This window comes from Mycobacterium sp. UM_WGJ, from assembly GCF_000455125.1.
Classification (GTDB): domain Bacteria; phylum Actinomycetota; class Actinomycetes; order Mycobacteriales; family Mycobacteriaceae; genus Mycobacterium.
On the sequence record NZ_AUWR01000030.1, the window covers coordinates 50,746 to 68,226 of the forward strand.

The window sequence follows — 17,481 nt, forward strand, 5'->3', positions numbered from 1 at the left end:
CTGATGGCAGAGACCATGCAGCAGCTGCTCGCCGAACGCATCGGCGACACCAGCCTGGCGGTGCTCTACAACGACGTCGACGGCGGGCAGATCCGCTGGTCGTGGCGGGAGTACCTCGTCCGGGCGGCCCGCCACGGCGCCGCGGTGCTCGCGCGGGCCGACACCAGGCGGCCGATGCACGTCGGCGCCCTGCTGGGCAATAACCCCGCGATGCTCACCGCGCTCGCCGCCGCCGGGCTGGGGGGTTACGTCCTGTGCGGGGTCAACGACACCCGCCGCGGCTCGGCGCTGGCCGCGGATCTGCGCACCGCCGATGTGCAGATCCTGCTGGTCGACGCCGAACACCGCGCGCTGCTGCGGGGATTGGAGCTGCCCGGCGTCACCATCATCGACGTCGACGACCCGGCCTGGGCCAGCGAGTGCGCCGAAGCCGGGGTACTTCAGCCGCATCGGCATGTCGGGCCGCTGGACCCGTTCATGCTGATCTTCACCTCGGGCACCAGTGGCGACCCGAAAGCCGTTCTGGTCAGCCACTTCATGGTGCTGGTCGCCGGCCAGAGCCTGACCGAGCGATTCGAGCTGGGCGCCAACGACGTCGTCTACCTGTCCATGCCGCTGTTTCATTCCAATGCGATCGCAGCCGGCTTCGGACCCGCGGTGGCCGCCGGTGCGGCGATGGCGCCGGCGAAGTTCTCGGCTTCGCGGTTCCTGGCCGACATCCGCGCCTACGGTGGGACGTATATGAACTACGTCGGTAAACCGTTCGCCTACCTACTGGCGCATCCCGAGCAGCCCGATGACGCCGACAATCCGCTGCGGGTCGCGTTCGGCAACGAGGCCTCGGAGCGCGACATCGGTGAATTCGCCCGCCGGTTCGGTGTGCACGTGGTCGACGCCTTCGGTTCGACCGAGAACGCGGTGACCATCACCCGTGATGAAGGCACCCCGCCCGGTTCGGTGGGGCGTGGGTTCCCCGGCGTCGCCATCTACAACAGCGACACCAATGCCGAGTGCCCGCCGGCGGTCTTCGACGAGCACGGCGCACTGCTCAACGCCGACGAGGCGATCGGGGAACTGGTCAACACCGCCGGGTCCGGGTTCTTCTCGGGCTATTACAACAACGAGCAGGCGACCGCGGACCGGATGCGCGACGGCATGTACTGGTCAGGCGACCTTGCCTACGCTGATGCCGACGGCTGGATCTACCTGGCCGGGCGCACCGCCGACTGGATGCGGGTCGATGGTGAGAACCTGGCGGCGGCGCCGATCGAGCGGATTCTGATGCGCCACCCCGACATCAACCAGGCCGCGGTGTACGCCGTGCCGGACGGTAACGTCGGCGATCAGGTGATGGCCGCAGTGGTCTTGCGCGACGATGCCCGGCTGACCGAGGGCGCATTGGCTGATTTCCTTGCCGCTCAAGAGGATCTGTCCCCCAAGGCCTGGCCGCGCTATGTCCGGGTGACCGCAGAGCTGCCCGCGACGGCAACCAACAAAGTCCTCAAACGGGTGTTGGCCGCCGACGGTACCGATGTCGGTGATGACACGCTGTGGGAGCGGCCCGGACGAGAGTGCACCTACCGCACCACCACCATGACGGGAGTGGGGCGATGACGGCTCAAAAACCCGTGGCCCTGATAGTCGGCGGCGCTTCGGGAATCGGGTTGGCCACCGCGCACACTCTGGCCGCGCGGGGTGACCATGTGGTGATCGCCGACATCAACGGAGACGCCGCGCACGCCCGCGCAGCCGAAATCGCCGGTTCAGCGAGGCTCGACGGAGGAGCGGCGAAGCTGGGACCGGCGCATGGACCCGGCGGCACGGCCACCGCCGTCGTCGCAGACGTGACCGACGAGGCCAGTGTCGCAGCGGCATTCGTGGCCGCCCGCGAACTCGGGCCGGTCCGCACGGTGGTCAGCTGCGCCGGCCTGTCGATTATCAGTCCGATCGCGGACATCGAGCTGTCCGGCTGGCAGACCACCATCGACGTCTGCCTCACCGGGACCATGCTGGTGATCAAACATGCGGCCCGCACCCTCGAAGACGGCGGCAGCGTGGTCGCCATCTCCTCGCTCAACGGGCGCCAGCCCGGCAGCTCCATGGCCGCATACTGCAGCGCCAAGGCCGGCGTGTTGATGCTGATCCAGGTGGCCGCACTGGAGCTGGGCGCCCGCGGCATCCGGGTCAACGCGGTCTCCCCCGGCCTGGTGGACACTCCCCTGGTCGCCGGCCTGGCGATGGTGCCGGGGCTCACCGACGAGTACATCGAGAACACCCCGCTCGGGCGCTCCGGCATTCCCGACGACATCGCGCAGGCCGTAGAGTTCTTGACCTCCGAACGTGCCGGCTGGATCACCGGATCCGCCTTCGACGTCAACGGTGGGGCGCATCTGAAGCGCTACCCCGACGTGCTCGGCAAAGTACAAGCGCTAGCTGAAGGATCGTGACATGCGCAGTGTCGTCATCGATGGGCCCGGGTCGATCCGAGTCGACACCCGCCCCGACCCCGAGTTGCCGGGAGCCGACGGCGCCGTCGTCGAAGTGACCGCGACCGCGATCTGCGGTTCCGATCTGCACTTCTACGAAGGCGACTACCCGATCGCCGACCCGGTTCCGCTGGGGCACGAGGCGATCGGCACCGTCGTCGAGGTCGGGTCGCAGGTGCACTCCGTGCGGGTCGGTGACCGGGTCATGGTGTCCTCGGTCGCGGGCTGCGGGCGGTGCGCCGGGTGCGGCACCCTCGATCCCATCCGGTGCCATTCGGGCCCGCAGATCTTCGGATCAGGTCTGTTGGGGGGTGCGCAGTCGGAGCTGCTTGCGGTGCCGGGCGCCGACTTTCAGCTTGCCCGTATCCCCGAGGGGATCCTTGACGCCGAAGCGCTGCTGCTCACCGACAACCTCGCCACCGGATGGGCGGCGGCGCTGCGGGCCGACACCCCGGTCGGCGGCACGGTAGCGGTCATCGGGTTGGGCGCGGTCGGTCTGTGTGCGGCACGCAGCGCGCTGTTCCTCGGCGCAGCAACGGTTCTCGGGATCGATCCGGTGCGTCAGCGCCGGGAGCGGGCTGCCCTGATGGGTGTGACCCCGGCAGAGCCGCCGACCACGGCCGCGGCCATGGAGCTCAGCGACGGGCGCGGTGTGGATGCGGTGATCGACGCCGTCGGCTCGGACACCACGATGTCCGACGCGCTGACCGCGGTGCGGCCCGGCGGCACCGTATCGGTGGTCGGAGTGCACGACCTGCAGCCCTTCCCCTTCCCGGCGCTGCCGGCACTACTGCGCAGTGTCACCCTGCGGATGACCACCGCACCCGTGCAACAGACGTGGCCGCAGCTGGTGCCGCTGTTGCAGTCCGGGCGACTGTCGGTGGACGGGATCTTCACCACCGAGATGGCCTTGGACGACGCGGCCGACGCCTACCGTGCCGTGGCGGCCCGGTCCGGCGACGTGGTGAAAGTACTGCTCACGCCGTAGCCTGACGCGACGGCGGGGGACGAGATCGCCAAAGTTCCGCTGAGAGCGCTGCCGCCTACCCGGTGCGCGGACGACGCGGCCGTAACCGCAGCGGTGGCATCATTGGGGCGGGCAGCCGTTGCAGGCGGCCTTGATAGCCGCTGACCTGTCCGAACTGGTCGTCCCCGTCTTGCCAGCGGCGCCGGAACTCGACGATCTCCTCGTGGGTGCGACCGATGAAGTTCCACCACAGCACCAGTTCCTCGCTGAACGGCACCCCGCCCAGCACCAGGATCCGGGCGGGGGAGTCACCGGTGTTGCGCAGCAGCAGTACCGAACGGCCGGGGCCTTGATAGCCGAGCGCCCCGATGTCCAGACCCGTGCCGCCCAGCCTGACTGCGCCCTGGTCGCACAGCACGCCGTGTTCGAATGCGGGATCAACGTCGAGCGCCAGTTCGGTGCGCGGATCCAGGTCGAGCTGAGCGCCCAGCAGGGGAGTGAACGACGGGACGGGGGAGCGGTACCCGGCCAGCTCACCGAGGAACACCAGCGCCGATGCGCCGGCCAGTGAAACGGGTTCGGGGGCAAAGTGGTTGAAGTCGCGGGCGCTATGGCGGGCCGTATCGGGCAGGGCCACCCACAGCTGCACGCCGCGCAGCAGGGGAGCCGACTGCGGCTCAACCGTGACCTCGGAGTGGCAGATTCCGGCGCCGGCGGTCATCAGATTCAACTCGCCGGGGTGCACCACCGCGTGCACGCCGGCGCTGTCGCGGTGCTCGACCCGCCCACTGAACAGCCAGCTCGCCGTCTGCAGACCGGTGTGCGGGTGCGGGGGCACGTCCATCCCGCCGTCGGCGGCGACGTCCTGCGGTCCGTAGTGGTCGACGAAGCACCAGGCGCCGATCAGGGAGCGGTCTCGTTGCGGCAGGGTGCGACGTACCCCGATGGCGCGCGCTCCGCCCAGCGGGACCTCGCGCGGGTGCAGCACCTCGATGTGGTCTTCGGGAGTTGCCGCACAGGCGAATTCAGCCGAGGTGGTCTCCAGGTTGCTCAACGGTTCACCTCCGGGCCGGCTGCCGTGCCACTGGCGCGATCCTACCGACTCGTGCCGTGGACGGGCCTGCTCAGGCCGCCGACCGCGGACCGAGTTGCCCGGCGGGCAGATGAAAAACCGTTGCTGTCACCGGCAGCTGGTCGCGCTCGTGGTGGGTCAGCAGCGTCTGGTTGTCGGGCAGCTCGCGGGCGTTGATCTCGCCGGCGGCGATCGCGCGCAGCAGCGCGTGGGCCCGGGCGAGCTCGGCCCGCTTGCGGTACTGGCCGCCGGGGAGCTTCACGCCGGCCCACACGCCGTACTCCTCGCCGCGTTCCACAGCGAGCGCCGCGCATTGGCGTTGCTGCGCGAGTGGGCAGCGCCGCAGGCATTGCAGCCGCGCCTCGGTGGAGGACTGTTCATAGGCCCGCGCCTTGGCGGCCCCGTCAGCGCCGTCGGCGTCGGGGTAGCCGAACCACAGCTCGGGGTTTGCGGAGCAGGGGGGTGCCATCGGAAGGACCTCCTCGTGGGCAGACCGGATAACGTAGAGAGAAACGTATACGATCGAATACGAAGGACGCAACAGATGGTGATAAAAACATATATGTAAGTAGTGCAGGGCCAGGCTGTGTACTATCCGTCCATGGCCGGGGCGCAACAATGAGCCGCGAAGCGGCGGGCGCGGCCATCCGGGCTCTGCGAGAGGCGCGCGACTGGTCGCTGGCCGACCTCGCCGCGGCCACCGGCGTGAGCATCATGGGGCTGAGCTACCTTGAGCGCGGCGCCCGGAAGCCCCACAAAGGCACAGTTCAGAAGGTTGAGAATGGGCTCGGTCTGCCGCCGGGCACCTATTCGCGGCTCCTGGTCGCCGACGACGCCGAGGCGGAGCTGGCTCAATTGATCGCCGCGACCGGATCGCAGGCGGCGGCCGCCCGTCCCGCCGGAGCCATCGTCGTCGACCGGCACAGCGACACCGAAGTGCTGGAGGGCTACGCGGAGGCGCAGCTGGATGCCCTGCGTTCGGTGATCGCGAGACTGCCGTCGGAAGCATCAGACGAATACGAGACGTATATTCTTTCCGTGATCACGCAGTGCGTGAAGGCGGAGATGCTCGCGGCCAGCTCCTGGCGGGTGGCGGTCAACGCGGGCGCCGATCACGCCGCCCGACTGATGGTGCACCTCCAGGCGCTGGAGGCCATTCGCGCTGACCTGCTGCAACGGATGCCCGGCAGCCTGACCGCTCGCTTCGACCGGGCGTGCGCACAGTCGTCACTGCCCGAACCGGTGATTGCGGCGTTGATCGGCGTCGGCCCCGAAGAGATGTGGGACATCCGCAACAGGGGAGTGATCCCGCCCGGCGCGCTGGCGCGAGTCCGCGCCTTCGCCGACGGGTCCATGGACGCGACAGCTGGTGGCGACGAAGGGGGATAACGGTGAGCAACGGTGAATTGGAGCTACTGACGCGCGCCAATGATCTGTTCGCGGGCAATCCACGGCCCGCGGCACTGGAGTCCGGGCTGGAACGCTACGCCGAGTTGTTGGAGCGCAACGCCAACACCGATACCGGCGCTGGGCATGACCGCTACCGGATGGCAGTGCTTGCGCAACGGGACCTGTTGCTGGCCAACGCACGTACCGATGCGCTGGCCACGACGGTGCTGGCCGCCGTGGTCGCCGACCACGCTCACGCGCGCCGGCAGACCGACGGTGTCGTTTCCGCCGCCCGAGCCGATTCGGTGGTCTCCCCGGATACGCCTATGGCGCACCGGGAGGCGTTGCGTCGCCGCGAGGCCCGGCTGCGCGCTCAACACGCCCACGTCGTGTCGGCGCAGCATCGCGCGCTGGTCCACCGTGCGCGGTTGCGGCGGCTGCGATACCGGGGGCTGCGGCGCAGGCCAGTGGGGCTGGATCGGTTGCCGTTGCCCAACACTCGTGCCGGACTGGCGGTCCGGGCCGCACTGTCGCGGCTCGGCAGGCCCTACGTCTGGGGTGCGACCGGCCCCGACCGGTTCGACTGCTCGGGGCTGACGCAGTGGGCGTATCAGCAGGCCGGCGTCCCGCTGTCACGTACCACCTATACACAGATCCACGAAGGAATCCCGGTGCCGCGCTCCCAGATTCGCCCGGGCGACCTGGTCTTCCCCAGCACCGGGCATGTGCAGCTGGCGATCGGGGGAAACCGGGTGATCGAAGCCCCGCACGCCGGGGCAACCGTGCAGATCAGCCCCCTGGGCGCGGATGTGGCGATCCGCCGTCCGCTGCCGTGATCGGGCTGTCCCCCGCGGGTGCCCGGGTGAATTGTCGGCATCGGTGGCCCTCAGTACAGTCACCTGCCATGGAGCGCTCGGGCTATCCGGCGTCCGGCGAGCAACAGCAGGGCCGGGCGGCGCAAGCCATGAGGCAGGCTGAAGCCGCTCTGGCGCAGCAACTGTCGACTGCCGCGGACTTCGACAGGCAGATCATCGAAGCGCTGCGCCACGCGCACAAGACCACGCTGGAAGGCCGGCGCCGCCTCGACGACATCGAGGCCGAAATCGCCGGCGCGGCAGGGGCCTGGGACCTGAGCACCGCCGCCGGCGCGCGCGAGTTCCAGAGATTCCTGATCGACAGGCTCGGGCAGATCATCAGGGTGGTTGAAGAGGCCAACGACGATGACGCCTCCAAGCAAGCGCTCGCCGCCGCGCTGACACGGCTGTACCCCGCGGCGCAATCGGATTGCCAGGAGTCGGCGCCCGGCGGGGACGACCAGTCGCTTTCGGTGGATCCCGATACCGACGCGTACCCGGACCTCCTGGCCGATGACGAGCCGATGGCCGATCACCTGGCGGCGTCCCAACGGCTGCCGCCGGAGTTGGCGACGCCGATGTTTCCGGGCATGGGCGCCGACGGTCCGGGATTCGGTGCGATGCCGGCTGCGATGCCCTCCGGATTTCCGCTGACCGGTCCGGCGTCTGGTCTCGGCCTTGATGGCCTGCCCGCCGATGACGATTACCCGTCCGAGGAAGCGGCTACCGCCGAGGCGTCCGATGGCGCCGACGCCGACGGGGCGGACGGCGATACCCCGGCGCAGGACCCGGGGGAGGCGGGACCGGTCGCCGTACGACTGCCCGACGGCGAGACCACGACCGTGGCCAATCCGCAACTGGCTGCGGCGATGCAGGCCGTCGCCGACGGACAGCCAGTCGTGGAGGCGTTCCGCAGTCAGGGCATCCACATCCCGCCGCCTGGAACACCGGTGGTGGCAGCGGTCGATGTGGTCAGCCTGCGGCCCGGCGACATCGGTGTGTTCACCGACCGCCATGCCCTCGCCGTCGGCGCCGGCAAGGCACTTCTCGACGGGCAGATCCACCTGGTCGAGAACCTGCGCGGTCCCGGATTTCTGGGTTGGCAGCACCCGCCGGCCCTGGTCCAGGAGCCGGCGCCGCCCGCTGAGCCGGTTGCGACCAGGCCGGCGAGCGCGCTCGGGGGCATTGCGAGCTTGAAAAGGGCGGCTCGAACCGTCATCGTCGATTAGCCAGGAAGGTGAAATATGCCCGAGAAGATCCACGTCAACCAGGACGTTCTGACCAAGGCGGCTGGAAACCATCAAGAGGCGTCGGACTATCTGGCCACGGTCGCGGCCTCGCACGCGGGAATCCAGGCGACGCTGAACTCGCTCGGGCCGATCTACGGCGACTTTCGCCAGGCGGCCGCTGCACTGCTGGACGCACGCAAGGACTGCTACGACGACCAGTCCAGCGAGCATTCGATGGTCTCCGACAATCTGCACCGCGCGGTGGCGACGTGGAACAAGAATGAAGACGATGCCGCCACCGCCTTCGGGCGCCTAACCGATGGGCACCGATGACTGAGCCGAATCCGGCTTTCGACACGATCCACCCCAGTGGCGAAGTGCTGTTCCGGTCTTGCCGCGGCGGCTATCTGCACAGTGTGGTGCTCACTGAATCGGTCATGGACACCGATGCGCACCGGCTGGCAGAGGCCATCGTCCTCACCGCGGACGTCTCGTTTCTCAAGGCGGTGTTAGAGATCCGGGGCGAGATCGTCACGACCGGCCAGGTGCCCTCGGCCGCGGTACCCACCAATGATGATCTGCGGGTCGCAACCGATCGGCTGCTGGCCCACCACCTGCACCCGGGCACGAATCCAGGGGACTAGAGTACCCATCTTCCGGCAGCGTCCGCGTTGGGGGCGATGTCTGCCGGGGGATCAATCACCGTGTCGCCGAACAGTTTTCGGGCCCGCTCCAGCAAGGCGAGTACCTCGCTCAACTGCGCTGCACACCCCGTGCCCGGGGACCCGACATCAGCCACGATTTGCACGCTACCCACCGGGCCGGGGGCTGACAATTCACCGCGCGCAGTGGCTGTGGAGGGCCGCCTGAATGCCGTCGACGACGCGACGCGATGCGGACGAATTCGGACAAGAGCGCCGGGACGGCAACGGTAGGCTTGCGCGGTGGCACTCTTCGGTCGACGGTCGGCGCGCCAGCGCCTCCGGAACGCGGCCCGGGAATCGCTGACGATCCCGGCCTTCAGCGCTCCGGTCGACTGTAGTTCCTGGGTGCTCGGCGGCCTGTGGCCCGCCGAGCTGGCGACGATCACCCCGGAGACGGCACCGCTTGCCGACTATCTCAAGGCCGATCTGCAGCGCATCGCGCATTCGGCTAACGAGAAGCTGCACGTCATCAGTCGATCAGATCTGACCGGCCCGGCTCGCCAGGCCGCGGAGACGCGGGTTATCAACGTCGCCAGAGCTTTCGCCGTGCTCCGGGTGGAGTCGACGGTGCGCCAGCTCCACAAGGAAGCCCTGGACTTCGGCGGGGAGTACATCAGCCTCAATGCGGCGCCGGCCCCGGCTCCCGCTTCGGCCCCGGTGTCGGCGGCCGCCGGGGTTCCGGCCGAACCCGTCGCGCCGCCTCGCTCGCCCGAACCGCCCCTGCCGCCTGCGGAGGCACCTGCCCCACGGGCGCGTCATCGGCTGCCCGAATCCGCCGCCGCCGCGACTGAGGCGGTACCACTGGACCCGCCCCCGCCGGTACCGGAGGTCATCGAGGCTGCCGCGGCGCCGCAGGCAGTGGAACCAGAGCCCGCCGAGCCGGTCGTAGTGCCGCCGGTCGAGCCGGTTTTCGTCGCACCGGTGGTCGAGCCGGTCTTCGTACCGCCGGTTGAACCGGCTCCCGTGGCTCCGGAACCATTCGCGGCGGTCCAGCCCGACCCGGCCCCGCCGCCACCCCTCGCCCCGCCGGTCGCCGAATCCGACGAGCAGCGGCTGCAACGTTTGCTGGCTTTCGTCGCCCGTCAGGAGCCCGGACTGCGCTGGGCGATCGGTATCTTCGCCGACGGCACCACCCGACTGGCCACCGATATCGCCAACGGATGGATTCCGTCTGGAATCGAGCTGCCAGACGGGGTGCAACTGCTGGAACCCGACCGCCGCAATGGCACCGCCGCCGAGATGCTGGGCAGCCCGATTGAGTCGGCCAGCTACAGTCCCGGCGATCGTCTGGGCTGGGCGAGTGATTTCGCGGAGACTCACACCTCGGTACAGCCGCGCATGCTGGCGCCCATCGAGGACCTCGGCTGGCGGCTCAGCGAGGCCACCCACTGGCGTGAAGGACTGCCGCGAATGGCCAACACCCTGGTGAAGGCGGGAGCGGCCGGCACCGGCGTGGTCGACGCCGAAATCGACTTATTGCGTGTGCATCTGGACACCACGCGCTACCAGCTGCTGGCACAGTATCCCGACTCCGACCTCGCCGTGGCGCTGAACTGCATGCTGTTGGCCGCCACCGAAGGCATCGCCACCGGAGACACCGTTTCGGCCAACTACCACTACAGCTGGTTTCGCAAGCTCAGCGCCCCTGCCGCCAGCCAGTGGGATTCACAGCTTTAACGAGCGTCGATGAATTGACGCTGTTCACACCGGCTGGACATACTTAGCCAATGTCGGGGGCGGAGAGCCACGCGGAACTCAGCGACAAGGACCTCGTGGAGTCGGTGTTGCGGGATCTGCGCGAGGCCGCCGAGAAATGGGAAGCGCTGGTCGCGGAGGCCGAGAACACAACCTACAGCGTCGATCTCGGTGATATCCGTGCCGTGGCCAACGCCGACGGCCGGCTTCTGGAGTTGACGCTGCACCCGTGTGTGGTCAGCGACTACACCCACAGCGAGTTGGCGGATCGGCTCAACCTCGTCTTCACCGCGCTGCGTGAGGAAGCCCAGTCCGACTTCGAGACGCGGTACGGCACCAGCCCGGTCTGACAGTGACGTCCTACCAGTTCAGGGCGGCCATCTCGCGTTTGGTGTCGCACACGGCGCGCACGGCGGAGTCGATGTCAGCGGCAGTGATGGTCTTGAGGTCGTCGATCGTTACCGGTTGCCCGGACCGCTTCTGGGCGGCCACCCGGGTATCGCGGGCGAGTTCGGCCTCCTCTATCACGTTTCTGGCGAACCGGCCGTTGTGCATAACGTTGATGCCGTGCTCTCCGCGCGGGCTGACGTAGCCACGGATAGTGGTCACCATCGCCAGGAACCGCTGGCGTGCTGCGGGATTCAGTACGGTTGCCCGGCTGGATCCGTAGCGCTCACCGATCTCGACAATCTCCTCGGGGCTGTAGGACTCGAACCGGATTTTACGGTTGAACCGGCTGGCCAGGCCGGGGTTGACGGTCAGGAATTCGTCGACCTGGTCTTCGTAGCCGGCGGCGAGGAAGCAGAAGTCGAAGCGGTGTTTCTCCAGCGCGATCAGCAGCTGGTTGACGGCCTCCATACCGATCATGTCCGGAGTCCCGTCCTGGTGACGCTCCACCAGCGAATAAAACTCGTCCATGAAAAGTATTCCACCCAAAGCCTTTTCGATCAGCTCATTGGTCTTGGGGCCGGATGACCCGATGTGCTCGCCGCAGAAGTCCGAACGACGCACCTCGGTGATCTCCGGGTTGCGCACAATGCCCATGCCGGCGTAGATCTTGCCCAGCGCCTCGGCTGTGGTGGTCTTGCCGGTACCGGGCGGGCCCACCAGCAGCATGTGGTTGGTCTGGCCTTCCACAGGCAGGCCGTGTTCGAGTCGCATGGCCCGGATCTCGAGCTGGTCCTCCAACGCCTTGACCGCACGCTTGACCTCGGCCAGGCCGACCTGCTTCTCCAGCTCGGCGCGACCCTGCTCCAAGAGCTCCGCCCGGCGGTCCAGCGCGTTGTGCTCGTCGAGTTCCGCGCGGCTCATCGCCGAAGCAGCATCCCAACGGTCGGTGCGACTGTCGATGATCTGTTCCTCGGTGACCACCAGGCGCAGATTCGGTTCGGCCAGCGCAGCCTTGGCCGGTTCGGTCAACACACCGTTGATGGCGGCTTTGGACAGCCAGACCTGCGCCTTGTCCTCCTCACCGAGCTGGCGGTGCACCATGCCCCGCAAATAGGCGAGATCCGCGGCCAGCAAAGGGATCTCGCTGGGGTTGATCGACGCGGTGAGCACCCCTGCCGGAAAGCGCTCCGAGGACCGCGTCTGTCCGGTGATGTCGACGCGATCCAGCCAGTCCAGTGCCACCCGTCCCTGGCCCAAGTGGGCGGCCGCATAGCCGGCCAGGGCGCACACCGATGCGGTGACGGCGGGCATGACGATCGCGCGGTCGGGGAGCTCTTCGGCGGCGACGGTCAGCAGATCCGGCCAGCGCTGGGTGACGAACATCAGGTACGCGCGCCCGAGCTGGTGCCACTGGTGGTTGATCCAACTGTCCAGCAAGCCCCGGTCGGCCAGCAGGGCGTCGGCACGCTCGTACTCACCGGCAACGGTCAGTGCGGATGCCAGGGCCAAACCCACATGCGAGGCATCGGTCACCGTGATCGACAGATACGGTCCCAACGGGATCTGGGCGGCCAGGTGCCGGCCCAGTCGGGTGGTCTCCTTGTGCAGCCAGTCGCTGTTGGCGTACAGACGCTTGAGGGTGTCCAGCTCGGTGTCGCCGCAGGCGATACGGCCCAGCCAGGCGTCGGCCATGGACGGATCAGCCTCGGTTGCGGCGACGAAGTCGGCTAACGCGTCGGGGGAGCCGTAGCGGCCGTCCATGCTCACCATGGCCCGGTCGAAGTGTCGACGGGCCGCCAGCAAGTCACTCAATGTCTGTCGTCCTCTGTCGCGCGTCCAGGTTCTCTTCGCTGACAACCGATGCGGTGCGGTGTCATCGCGACGACATCGGGGTCAGCGCCTCCGGGCTGCAGTACCGGTTTTCCGCCCGGAACAACTCCACCGTAGCCAGCCAAGATTTTCCGCCGGCCGCAACCCGTACCGCGTTCCGGTCGATCTGCTCGATACTCACCTCGACCGCGTCCGCTGGTGGGGGCGGTGTCCCGGGCGGCGCCACGGTGATCACGGTGGCCGGCCGCGGTGACGGCGCGATCGGCCCGTCCACCACGCTGACGGTGGTGCGCGGGGTGGGCCGGGATTCGCCGACCACGGCCACCTCGGGCATTCGGACGCTGGCCCAGCGGGCCTTGTCCCGGGTGTGCACGCAGACCCGTTCGCCGGCACCGGCCGCCCGGATGACGATGCGCTTGGCGATCAGGTCCTCGGCGGCGATGAACACCCGGCTCAACTCACCGGAGTCGGTCAGCGGCACCATCAGCCGATCGCCGTTGGCCAGCTTGCCGATCAGCACGCCCGACGGACCGATCTCGAGGGGCAGGCTGGCCGGTAACCGGCCGGGCCGCAGGCCGCGCAGCTGGGGGCGAGGCGCGCACATGTTGGCCTCCAGGGCGGCGGCCTGCTCCCCGTTGAGCCGGTGCAGCACCACCGACGGGGGAGTCGGCGCTGGCTGCGGAGTCTGCAGGGTCACGGTGGCCGTACACCTCCCGTCCGGAAACACCGTGACGTTCTGGATCACCTCATCGACCGGCAGAGTCCACGCCTGCGCCAGCAGCTGGGCACTGATCTGGCGGGCCGAATAGGCGTAGGTCGTCACCCAGCCGCCCTCGGTGCGCAGCGTCTTCCAGCGCTCGGCGCCGGCCACCAGCGAGCCACCGCCGAGGCGCCGATCCAGTTCGACCAGGTCGCTGGCGGTGGCCACCCGGGTGCGCAGCCCCTCGCACCGCAGCAGGCCGGCAATCCGTTGCGCGACGGCGACCGCGGTGGCACCCAGTGTGGTGCGCCAGCGCAGCGCAGCGGTGTTGTCGATGACTCGCAGTCTCAGCAGTAGCCAGGTCTCGCGCTGGCCGGCGTACGGCGGGGTGCCGATCTCGGTGTCGTAGACCCGTGGGTAGTCGCCGGTGGTGGCGCGGCGCGCTCCGATGCTGATCACGCTCATGGACTCCAGGACCAGCCCGAGTGCGTGCCGCAGCATCGGCAGCAGCTCGGCGACATCGACGACGTTGTCGGTCTCCACGTTCACCGAGCCGGTGGCCACGGTGGCCGCATGCGCCCGGCCCAGCAGATGGACTGCCACCACCGCCACACCGCCGGAGATGCGAACCCCGCCGCCGGCGCGGTTGTTGGCCACCGTGATCGGCTCGCTCCAAGCGGCCTTGGACGGACGTCGTAACCACAGCAGCGCCCACGACCACGCCGGCTGCCCCCACCACGGCACCAGCACCACCAGCACCGCCAGCGGGACCGCCACCGCGGCACCGAGCAGTCCACCCAGCGCCCAACCCGCTAGACCGCACAGTGCGATCGTCGTCGCGCACAGCAGCCGCCGGTTGCTCGACGGCGTGAACCCGGTCAGCCGGACCCGGTTCGGACTCACTTGGTGGCCCGCCGGATCCGCGCGGTGATCGCGGCCGCCAGGACGGTCACGGCGATCACGCCGAGGAATCCCAGGGCCACGGTCCGGGCCCGGTGGTCCGGCGGGGGTGGTGGCGGCGCCGGGGTGATCACCCGCTGCTGCGAGCCCGGCGCCAGCGGGTCACCCGCCGGCACGTTGAACGTCAGCGCCGCGACCGGGTCGATGAGTCCGTAGCCCACCCGGTTGTCGACGCCGGCGGGCGGATTGTGTGCGGTCTGCATGATCCGGTTGATGACCTGATGCGCGGTGAGCTGAGGGTATTTGGCCCGGACCAGGGCAGCGACGCCGCTGACGTAGGCGGCCGAGAAGCTGGTGCCCCAGAACGGCATGTTCTTCTCGCCGACCCGAATCGGCGGGTAGGCGTTGACCGGGACACCGCCCTGTGGAGACAGGCCCATCACGTGGGTGGCCGGTGCGGCCACCCCCACCCAGGGTCCGGTCATGCTCTTGTCGATCGGCGCCCCGGTGGCGTCCACACCGCCGACGGACAAGACGTAGTCAGAGAACCACGACGGGCTCGAGATCACCTTGACCTGGTTCCAGTCCCGCGGATCGCTCGGGTTCAGCGGGTCGAACATCGGGTTGTCGGCGCAGCCGGCTTCGCCGACATTGCCGGCGGCCGCGACGATCACCGCGTCTTTGACCGTCGCCGCGTACCAGAGGGCTGCCCCCAGCACCTGTTGGTCAAGTCCGGCCGCCACCTGGACACAGGAGGTCACCGAAATGTTGATGACCTTGGCGCCCATGTCGGCGGCGTGGACGACGGCCTTGGCCAGCGTGGCGAGCGTGCCGGCCTTCACCCGCTCGTCGTCGTAGCCGAACCGTTGCGGGTTGACCGGCTCGAACGCCCGCGACGACTGGCGGATCGAGATGATGCTGGCGTGCGGGGCAACGCCGACGACCCCGTCCGGGGCGCCGGGCGGGGGCGGGGGGACCGCCGGCTCGTCCTCGGTCTGCGGATCGGCCGGCCCCGAGGCCGGTGCCACCGCACCCTCCGGAGGGGGTGGCGGCGGTGGGGGTGGGGGCGGAGTCACCTGAGTGATGGTCACTGGTGCCGGGATCGGCGGCGGTGCCGGCGGGCCGGGAAGATCAGCCGGCGGCAGCGGTTCGCCGATGCTCGGCGGGGGACCGGCCGGTGGGGGGAACGCCGGAACTTCCGGCATCGGGCGGGGCATCGGCAGCACGCCGAGCGGGGCCGCGGCGATGATCGACGCGGCGATGGTGCCGTGCGCATCACAGTCCTGCAAACCGCCAAGGCCCTCGGCGCCGCCCATGATGTAGTCGCCGCCGGCGACCGCCGGCAACCGGGGATTCGGCGTCACGCCGGTGTCGATGACGGCCACCGGAACGCCGTTGCCGGTGGAGTACTGCCACGCCGCGGCGATTCCGAGCATGTCGAATCCGGGTGCCAGCTGCGCCACGTCGGGGTTGGCGACGGTGATCGGCACACTGCATGAGTTCGACCGCCGCATCGGCTGGTCCGGCCCGGGCACGCCGTCGGCCGGCACCAGGGCCGGATCGACGGACGGCGGCTCGATGGCCTGCGCCATCGGCGGGCCGCTGGACATACTCACCAACAGCATCACCGCGGCGACCGCCGCTGTGCGGGCGTGCACGCGGCTCAGTTGCGCACCCACACGAACAGTCCTCCCAGCCAAGCGCCAAGCACCCCCACCACAATGAACGCCAGTACTTCGAGCCATTCGACGGCCAGCCGGATCCAGGGCACGAACTTGGTCTCGGGCACCAGCAGGCCGGCGGCCACCCCGAGTCCGGCGAAGACCGCGATCGCGGCGGATGGCCACAAGAACCCGCCGGCGGTGTCACCCGGGTTGGCCAGTGCGTACTTGACTATTCCGGCGAGCACGGCCGCGCACGCCCCGCCCACCAGGGCGATCGCTTGGACGCGGCCGGCGAAGCCGCGGCCCTGGGTGATGAACAGGCCGGCCACCAGACCGCACAGCGCCAGCGCGCCACGCGGGTGGGCCCCGCCCGGATCCAGCACCATCCAGACCGCGATCGGCAGCGCCGTGGCGATCGCGAGGCACATCCCGACCTGCACGGCGTTGATCAACCGGGCCGAGGCCGCGATCGCGGCACCGCGCGCGGAGATGTCGACCAGATCGTCCTCGTCGTCGTCACCGTCCTCCGGGCCGACTGGAGAGACCGTGTCGATCGGCATATTGGCGCGGCGGGCGAACAGGTCGCGCCCGGTGATCGAACCGAAGTACGGTGGCCGCACCCGCGCCACCCACAGCGCGATCGTCGGCGACATGCGCAACAGGATCAACAGGCCCAACAACATGCAGATGCCGATCACCTGCGGCGATACCGGATGCCACATCCGCGCTGCCGCCACCGCCCCGCCGATCCCCGCGGCGGTCACGATCGCGGTGGCCACCGCGGTCTGCGAACGCAGCAGCACGCTCAGACCGATCGCGCCCAACGCCAGGACCGTCACCCCGATCAGCAGGTGGGGGGCGCCCAGCGCACCGGGTGCCGCGCACAGTGCGGCGCAGGACAGCGCGAGCACGGCCAGCCAGCCGAATCCGCTGAACAGGTCATCGCGTGCCGGCCAGTTCCGCCGGATCACCGTGGCTCCCAGGGCCAGCAGTGCGCCGAGGCCGGCCAGGACCGTCGCGGGCGGCCAACTGTCGCTGAACATCCGGGCGCGAACCGCCAGCGTCGACAGCACGACCACCGCCATCGCCATCAGCCCGATCGCGGTGTGCGCGGCGGTCATCGCGGTGACCGGCGCGAACATCCGATCGACTCGGGAGTTGAGCAGGCGTGTCACGGTCTGCTCGTCGGCTCGGTGCCCACACTCCTGGCACTTGATCTCGGGTTGGGCGCCCAGTCGGCGGGCCGTCGCGGCCAGCGCGCTCGACAGCGATTCGTACTGCGGTTCGAAGGAGTCGCCGCCTACCGCCGGGACCAGAACCAGGGTGTCGCCGTCTTGTACGCCCAAGTCGTCGAGGCTTCGAGTGATGTCGAGCCGGACGCCGTTGACTTTGTGCAGTTCGTAGCTGCCCGGAGGCAGGGCCACCCCGTCGAAACCGTGGTGCCGCAGATCCTCGTCGAGCAGCTCGACCATTCCCTCGAAGAATTCCTCCACCGGAATACCGGCCGGGAAGACCTGCGACACGAGGTGTTTATCGTATGCGAGACTCACCGCACAGCGTGCCGGAAACGCGACTTTAGCTGGTGTCGGAGAAGTCACCGC

General features: G+C 69.1%; 17 protein-coding genes. 10 read left to right on the top strand and 7 right to left on the bottom strand.

Annotated elements, in window-relative coordinates:
* Positions 1–3: 3 nt before the first annotated feature.
* From fadD1 to N416_RS0110835, 3 genes are read left to right on the top strand one after another with little or no spacing between them, the layout of a single operon-like run.
* Positions 4–1,614: a fatty-acid--CoA ligase FadD1 gene (fadD1, locus tag N416_RS0110825; protein WP_024442125.1), complete on the top strand. Its 1,611-nt coding sequence runs from the start codon at positions 4–6 to the stop codon at positions 1,612–1,614.
* A complete protein-coding gene (locus N416_RS0110830) occupies positions 1,611–2,447 on the top strand; it encodes an SDR family NAD(P)-dependent oxidoreductase (protein WP_024442126.1) in 837 nt (278 codons plus the stop codon). The genes fadD1 and N416_RS0110830 overlap by 4 nt, the downstream gene beginning before the upstream one ends.
* Before the next feature lies 1 nt (position 2,448).
* The gene (locus tag N416_RS0110835; RefSeq protein ID WP_024442127.1) at positions 2,449–3,474 is read left to right on the top strand and encodes an alcohol dehydrogenase catalytic domain-containing protein; all 1,026 of its coding nucleotides are present in this window, start codon (positions 2,449–2,451) and stop codon (positions 3,472–3,474) included.
* 55 nt (positions 3,475–3,529) lie between these two features.
* Here N416_RS0110835 and N416_RS0110840 read toward each other — a convergent pair whose 3' ends face one another.
* Together N416_RS0110840 and N416_RS0110845 are read right to left on the bottom strand one after the other, a co-directional pair.
* Complete coding sequence (locus tag N416_RS0110840) at positions 3,530–4,507, bottom strand: pirin family protein (RefSeq protein ID WP_024442128.1); 978 nt, start codon at positions 4,505–4,507, stop codon at positions 3,530–3,532.
* A 70-nt stretch (positions 4,508–4,577) separates the two neighbouring features.
* Positions 4,578–4,994 carry a WhiB family transcriptional regulator gene (locus tag N416_RS0110845; protein WP_024442129.1) on the bottom strand — a complete coding sequence of 139 codons (417 nt, stop codon included), beginning with the start codon at positions 4,992–4,994 and terminating at the stop codon, positions 4,578–4,580.
* 149 nt (positions 4,995–5,143) lie between these two features.
* Between N416_RS0110845 and N416_RS21540 the strand changes: the two genes are divergently transcribed.
* The 5 genes from N416_RS21540 to N416_RS0110870 all read left to right on the top strand — a co-directional run bounded on the left by N416_RS21540 (position 5,144) and on the right by N416_RS0110870 (position 8,641).
* On the top strand, positions 5,144–5,914 hold the full coding sequence (locus N416_RS21540; RefSeq protein ID WP_036457684.1) for a helix-turn-helix domain-containing protein: 771 nt from the start codon (positions 5,144–5,146) through the stop codon (positions 5,912–5,914).
* Between the two features lie 2 nt (positions 5,915–5,916).
* Positions 5,917–6,750 carry a C40 family peptidase gene (locus tag N416_RS0110855; RefSeq protein WP_024442130.1) on the top strand — a complete coding sequence of 278 codons (834 nt, stop codon included), beginning with the start codon at positions 5,917–5,919 and terminating at the stop codon, positions 6,748–6,750.
* A gap of 68 nt (positions 6,751–6,818) precedes the next feature.
* Positions 6,819–7,997: a DUF4226 domain-containing protein gene (locus N416_RS0110860; protein ID WP_024442131.1), complete on the top strand. Its 1,179-nt coding sequence runs from the start codon at positions 6,819–6,821 to the stop codon at positions 7,995–7,997.
* Between the two features lie 15 nt (positions 7,998–8,012).
* Positions 8,013–8,330 (top strand): type VII secretion target, encoded by a 318-nt coding sequence (locus N416_RS0110865; protein WP_024442132.1) that lies wholly within the window; start codon positions 8,013–8,015, stop codon positions 8,328–8,330.
* A complete protein-coding gene (locus tag N416_RS0110870) occupies positions 8,327–8,641 on the top strand; it encodes a DUF2694 family protein (protein ID WP_024442133.1) in 315 nt (104 codons plus the stop codon). Before N416_RS0110865 ends, N416_RS0110870 begins: the two co-directional genes overlap by 4 nt.
* Here the strand turns inward: N416_RS0110870 and N416_RS23535 are convergent.
* Positions 8,638–8,796 (bottom strand): hypothetical protein, encoded by a 159-nt coding sequence (locus tag N416_RS23535; RefSeq protein ID WP_196805128.1) that lies wholly within the window; start codon positions 8,794–8,796, stop codon positions 8,638–8,640. The two genes, N416_RS0110870 and N416_RS23535, sit on opposite strands and share 4 nt — an antisense overlap.
* A 145-nt stretch (positions 8,797–8,941) precedes the next feature.
* Between N416_RS23535 and N416_RS0110875 the strand changes: the two genes are divergently transcribed.
* Both N416_RS0110875 and N416_RS0110880 read left to right on the top strand, forming a co-directional pair.
* Positions 8,942–10,378 carry a DUF5631 domain-containing protein gene (locus tag N416_RS0110875; protein WP_024442134.1) on the top strand — a complete coding sequence of 479 codons (1,437 nt, stop codon included), beginning with the start codon at positions 8,942–8,944 and terminating at the stop codon, positions 10,376–10,378.
* A gap of 50 nt (positions 10,379–10,428) precedes the next feature.
* On the top strand, positions 10,429–10,746 hold the full coding sequence (locus N416_RS0110880) for a DUF2710 family protein (RefSeq protein ID WP_024442135.1): 318 nt from the start codon (positions 10,429–10,431) through the stop codon (positions 10,744–10,746).
* 10 nt (positions 10,747–10,756) lie between these two features.
* Here N416_RS0110880 and eccA read toward each other — a convergent pair whose 3' ends face one another.
* The 4 genes from eccA to eccD all read right to left on the bottom strand — a co-directional run bounded on the left by eccA (position 10,757) and on the right by eccD (position 17,478).
* Positions 10,757–12,556 carry a type VII secretion AAA-ATPase EccA gene (gene eccA / locus N416_RS0110885; protein ID WP_125079035.1) on the bottom strand — a complete coding sequence of 600 codons (1,800 nt, stop codon included), beginning with the start codon at positions 12,554–12,556 and terminating at the stop codon, positions 10,757–10,759.
* Positions 12,557–12,659: 103 nt separating this feature from the next.
* A complete protein-coding gene (eccE, locus tag N416_RS0110890) occupies positions 12,660–14,219 on the bottom strand; it encodes a type VII secretion protein EccE (RefSeq protein ID WP_024442137.1) in 1,560 nt (519 codons plus the stop codon).
* Complete coding sequence (gene mycP / locus N416_RS0110895; RefSeq protein WP_051190242.1) at positions 14,216–15,841, bottom strand: type VII secretion-associated serine protease mycosin; 1,626 nt, start codon at positions 15,839–15,841, stop codon at positions 14,216–14,218. The genes eccE and mycP overlap by 4 nt, the downstream gene beginning before the upstream one ends.
* A gap of 38 nt (positions 15,842–15,879) precedes the next feature.
* Positions 15,880–17,478, bottom strand: coding sequence for a type VII secretion integral membrane protein EccD (gene eccD, locus N416_RS0110900; protein ID WP_081654531.1), 1,599 nt, complete (start codon positions 17,476–17,478; stop codon positions 15,880–15,882).
* Between the last annotated feature and the right edge of the window lie 3 nt (positions 17,479–17,481).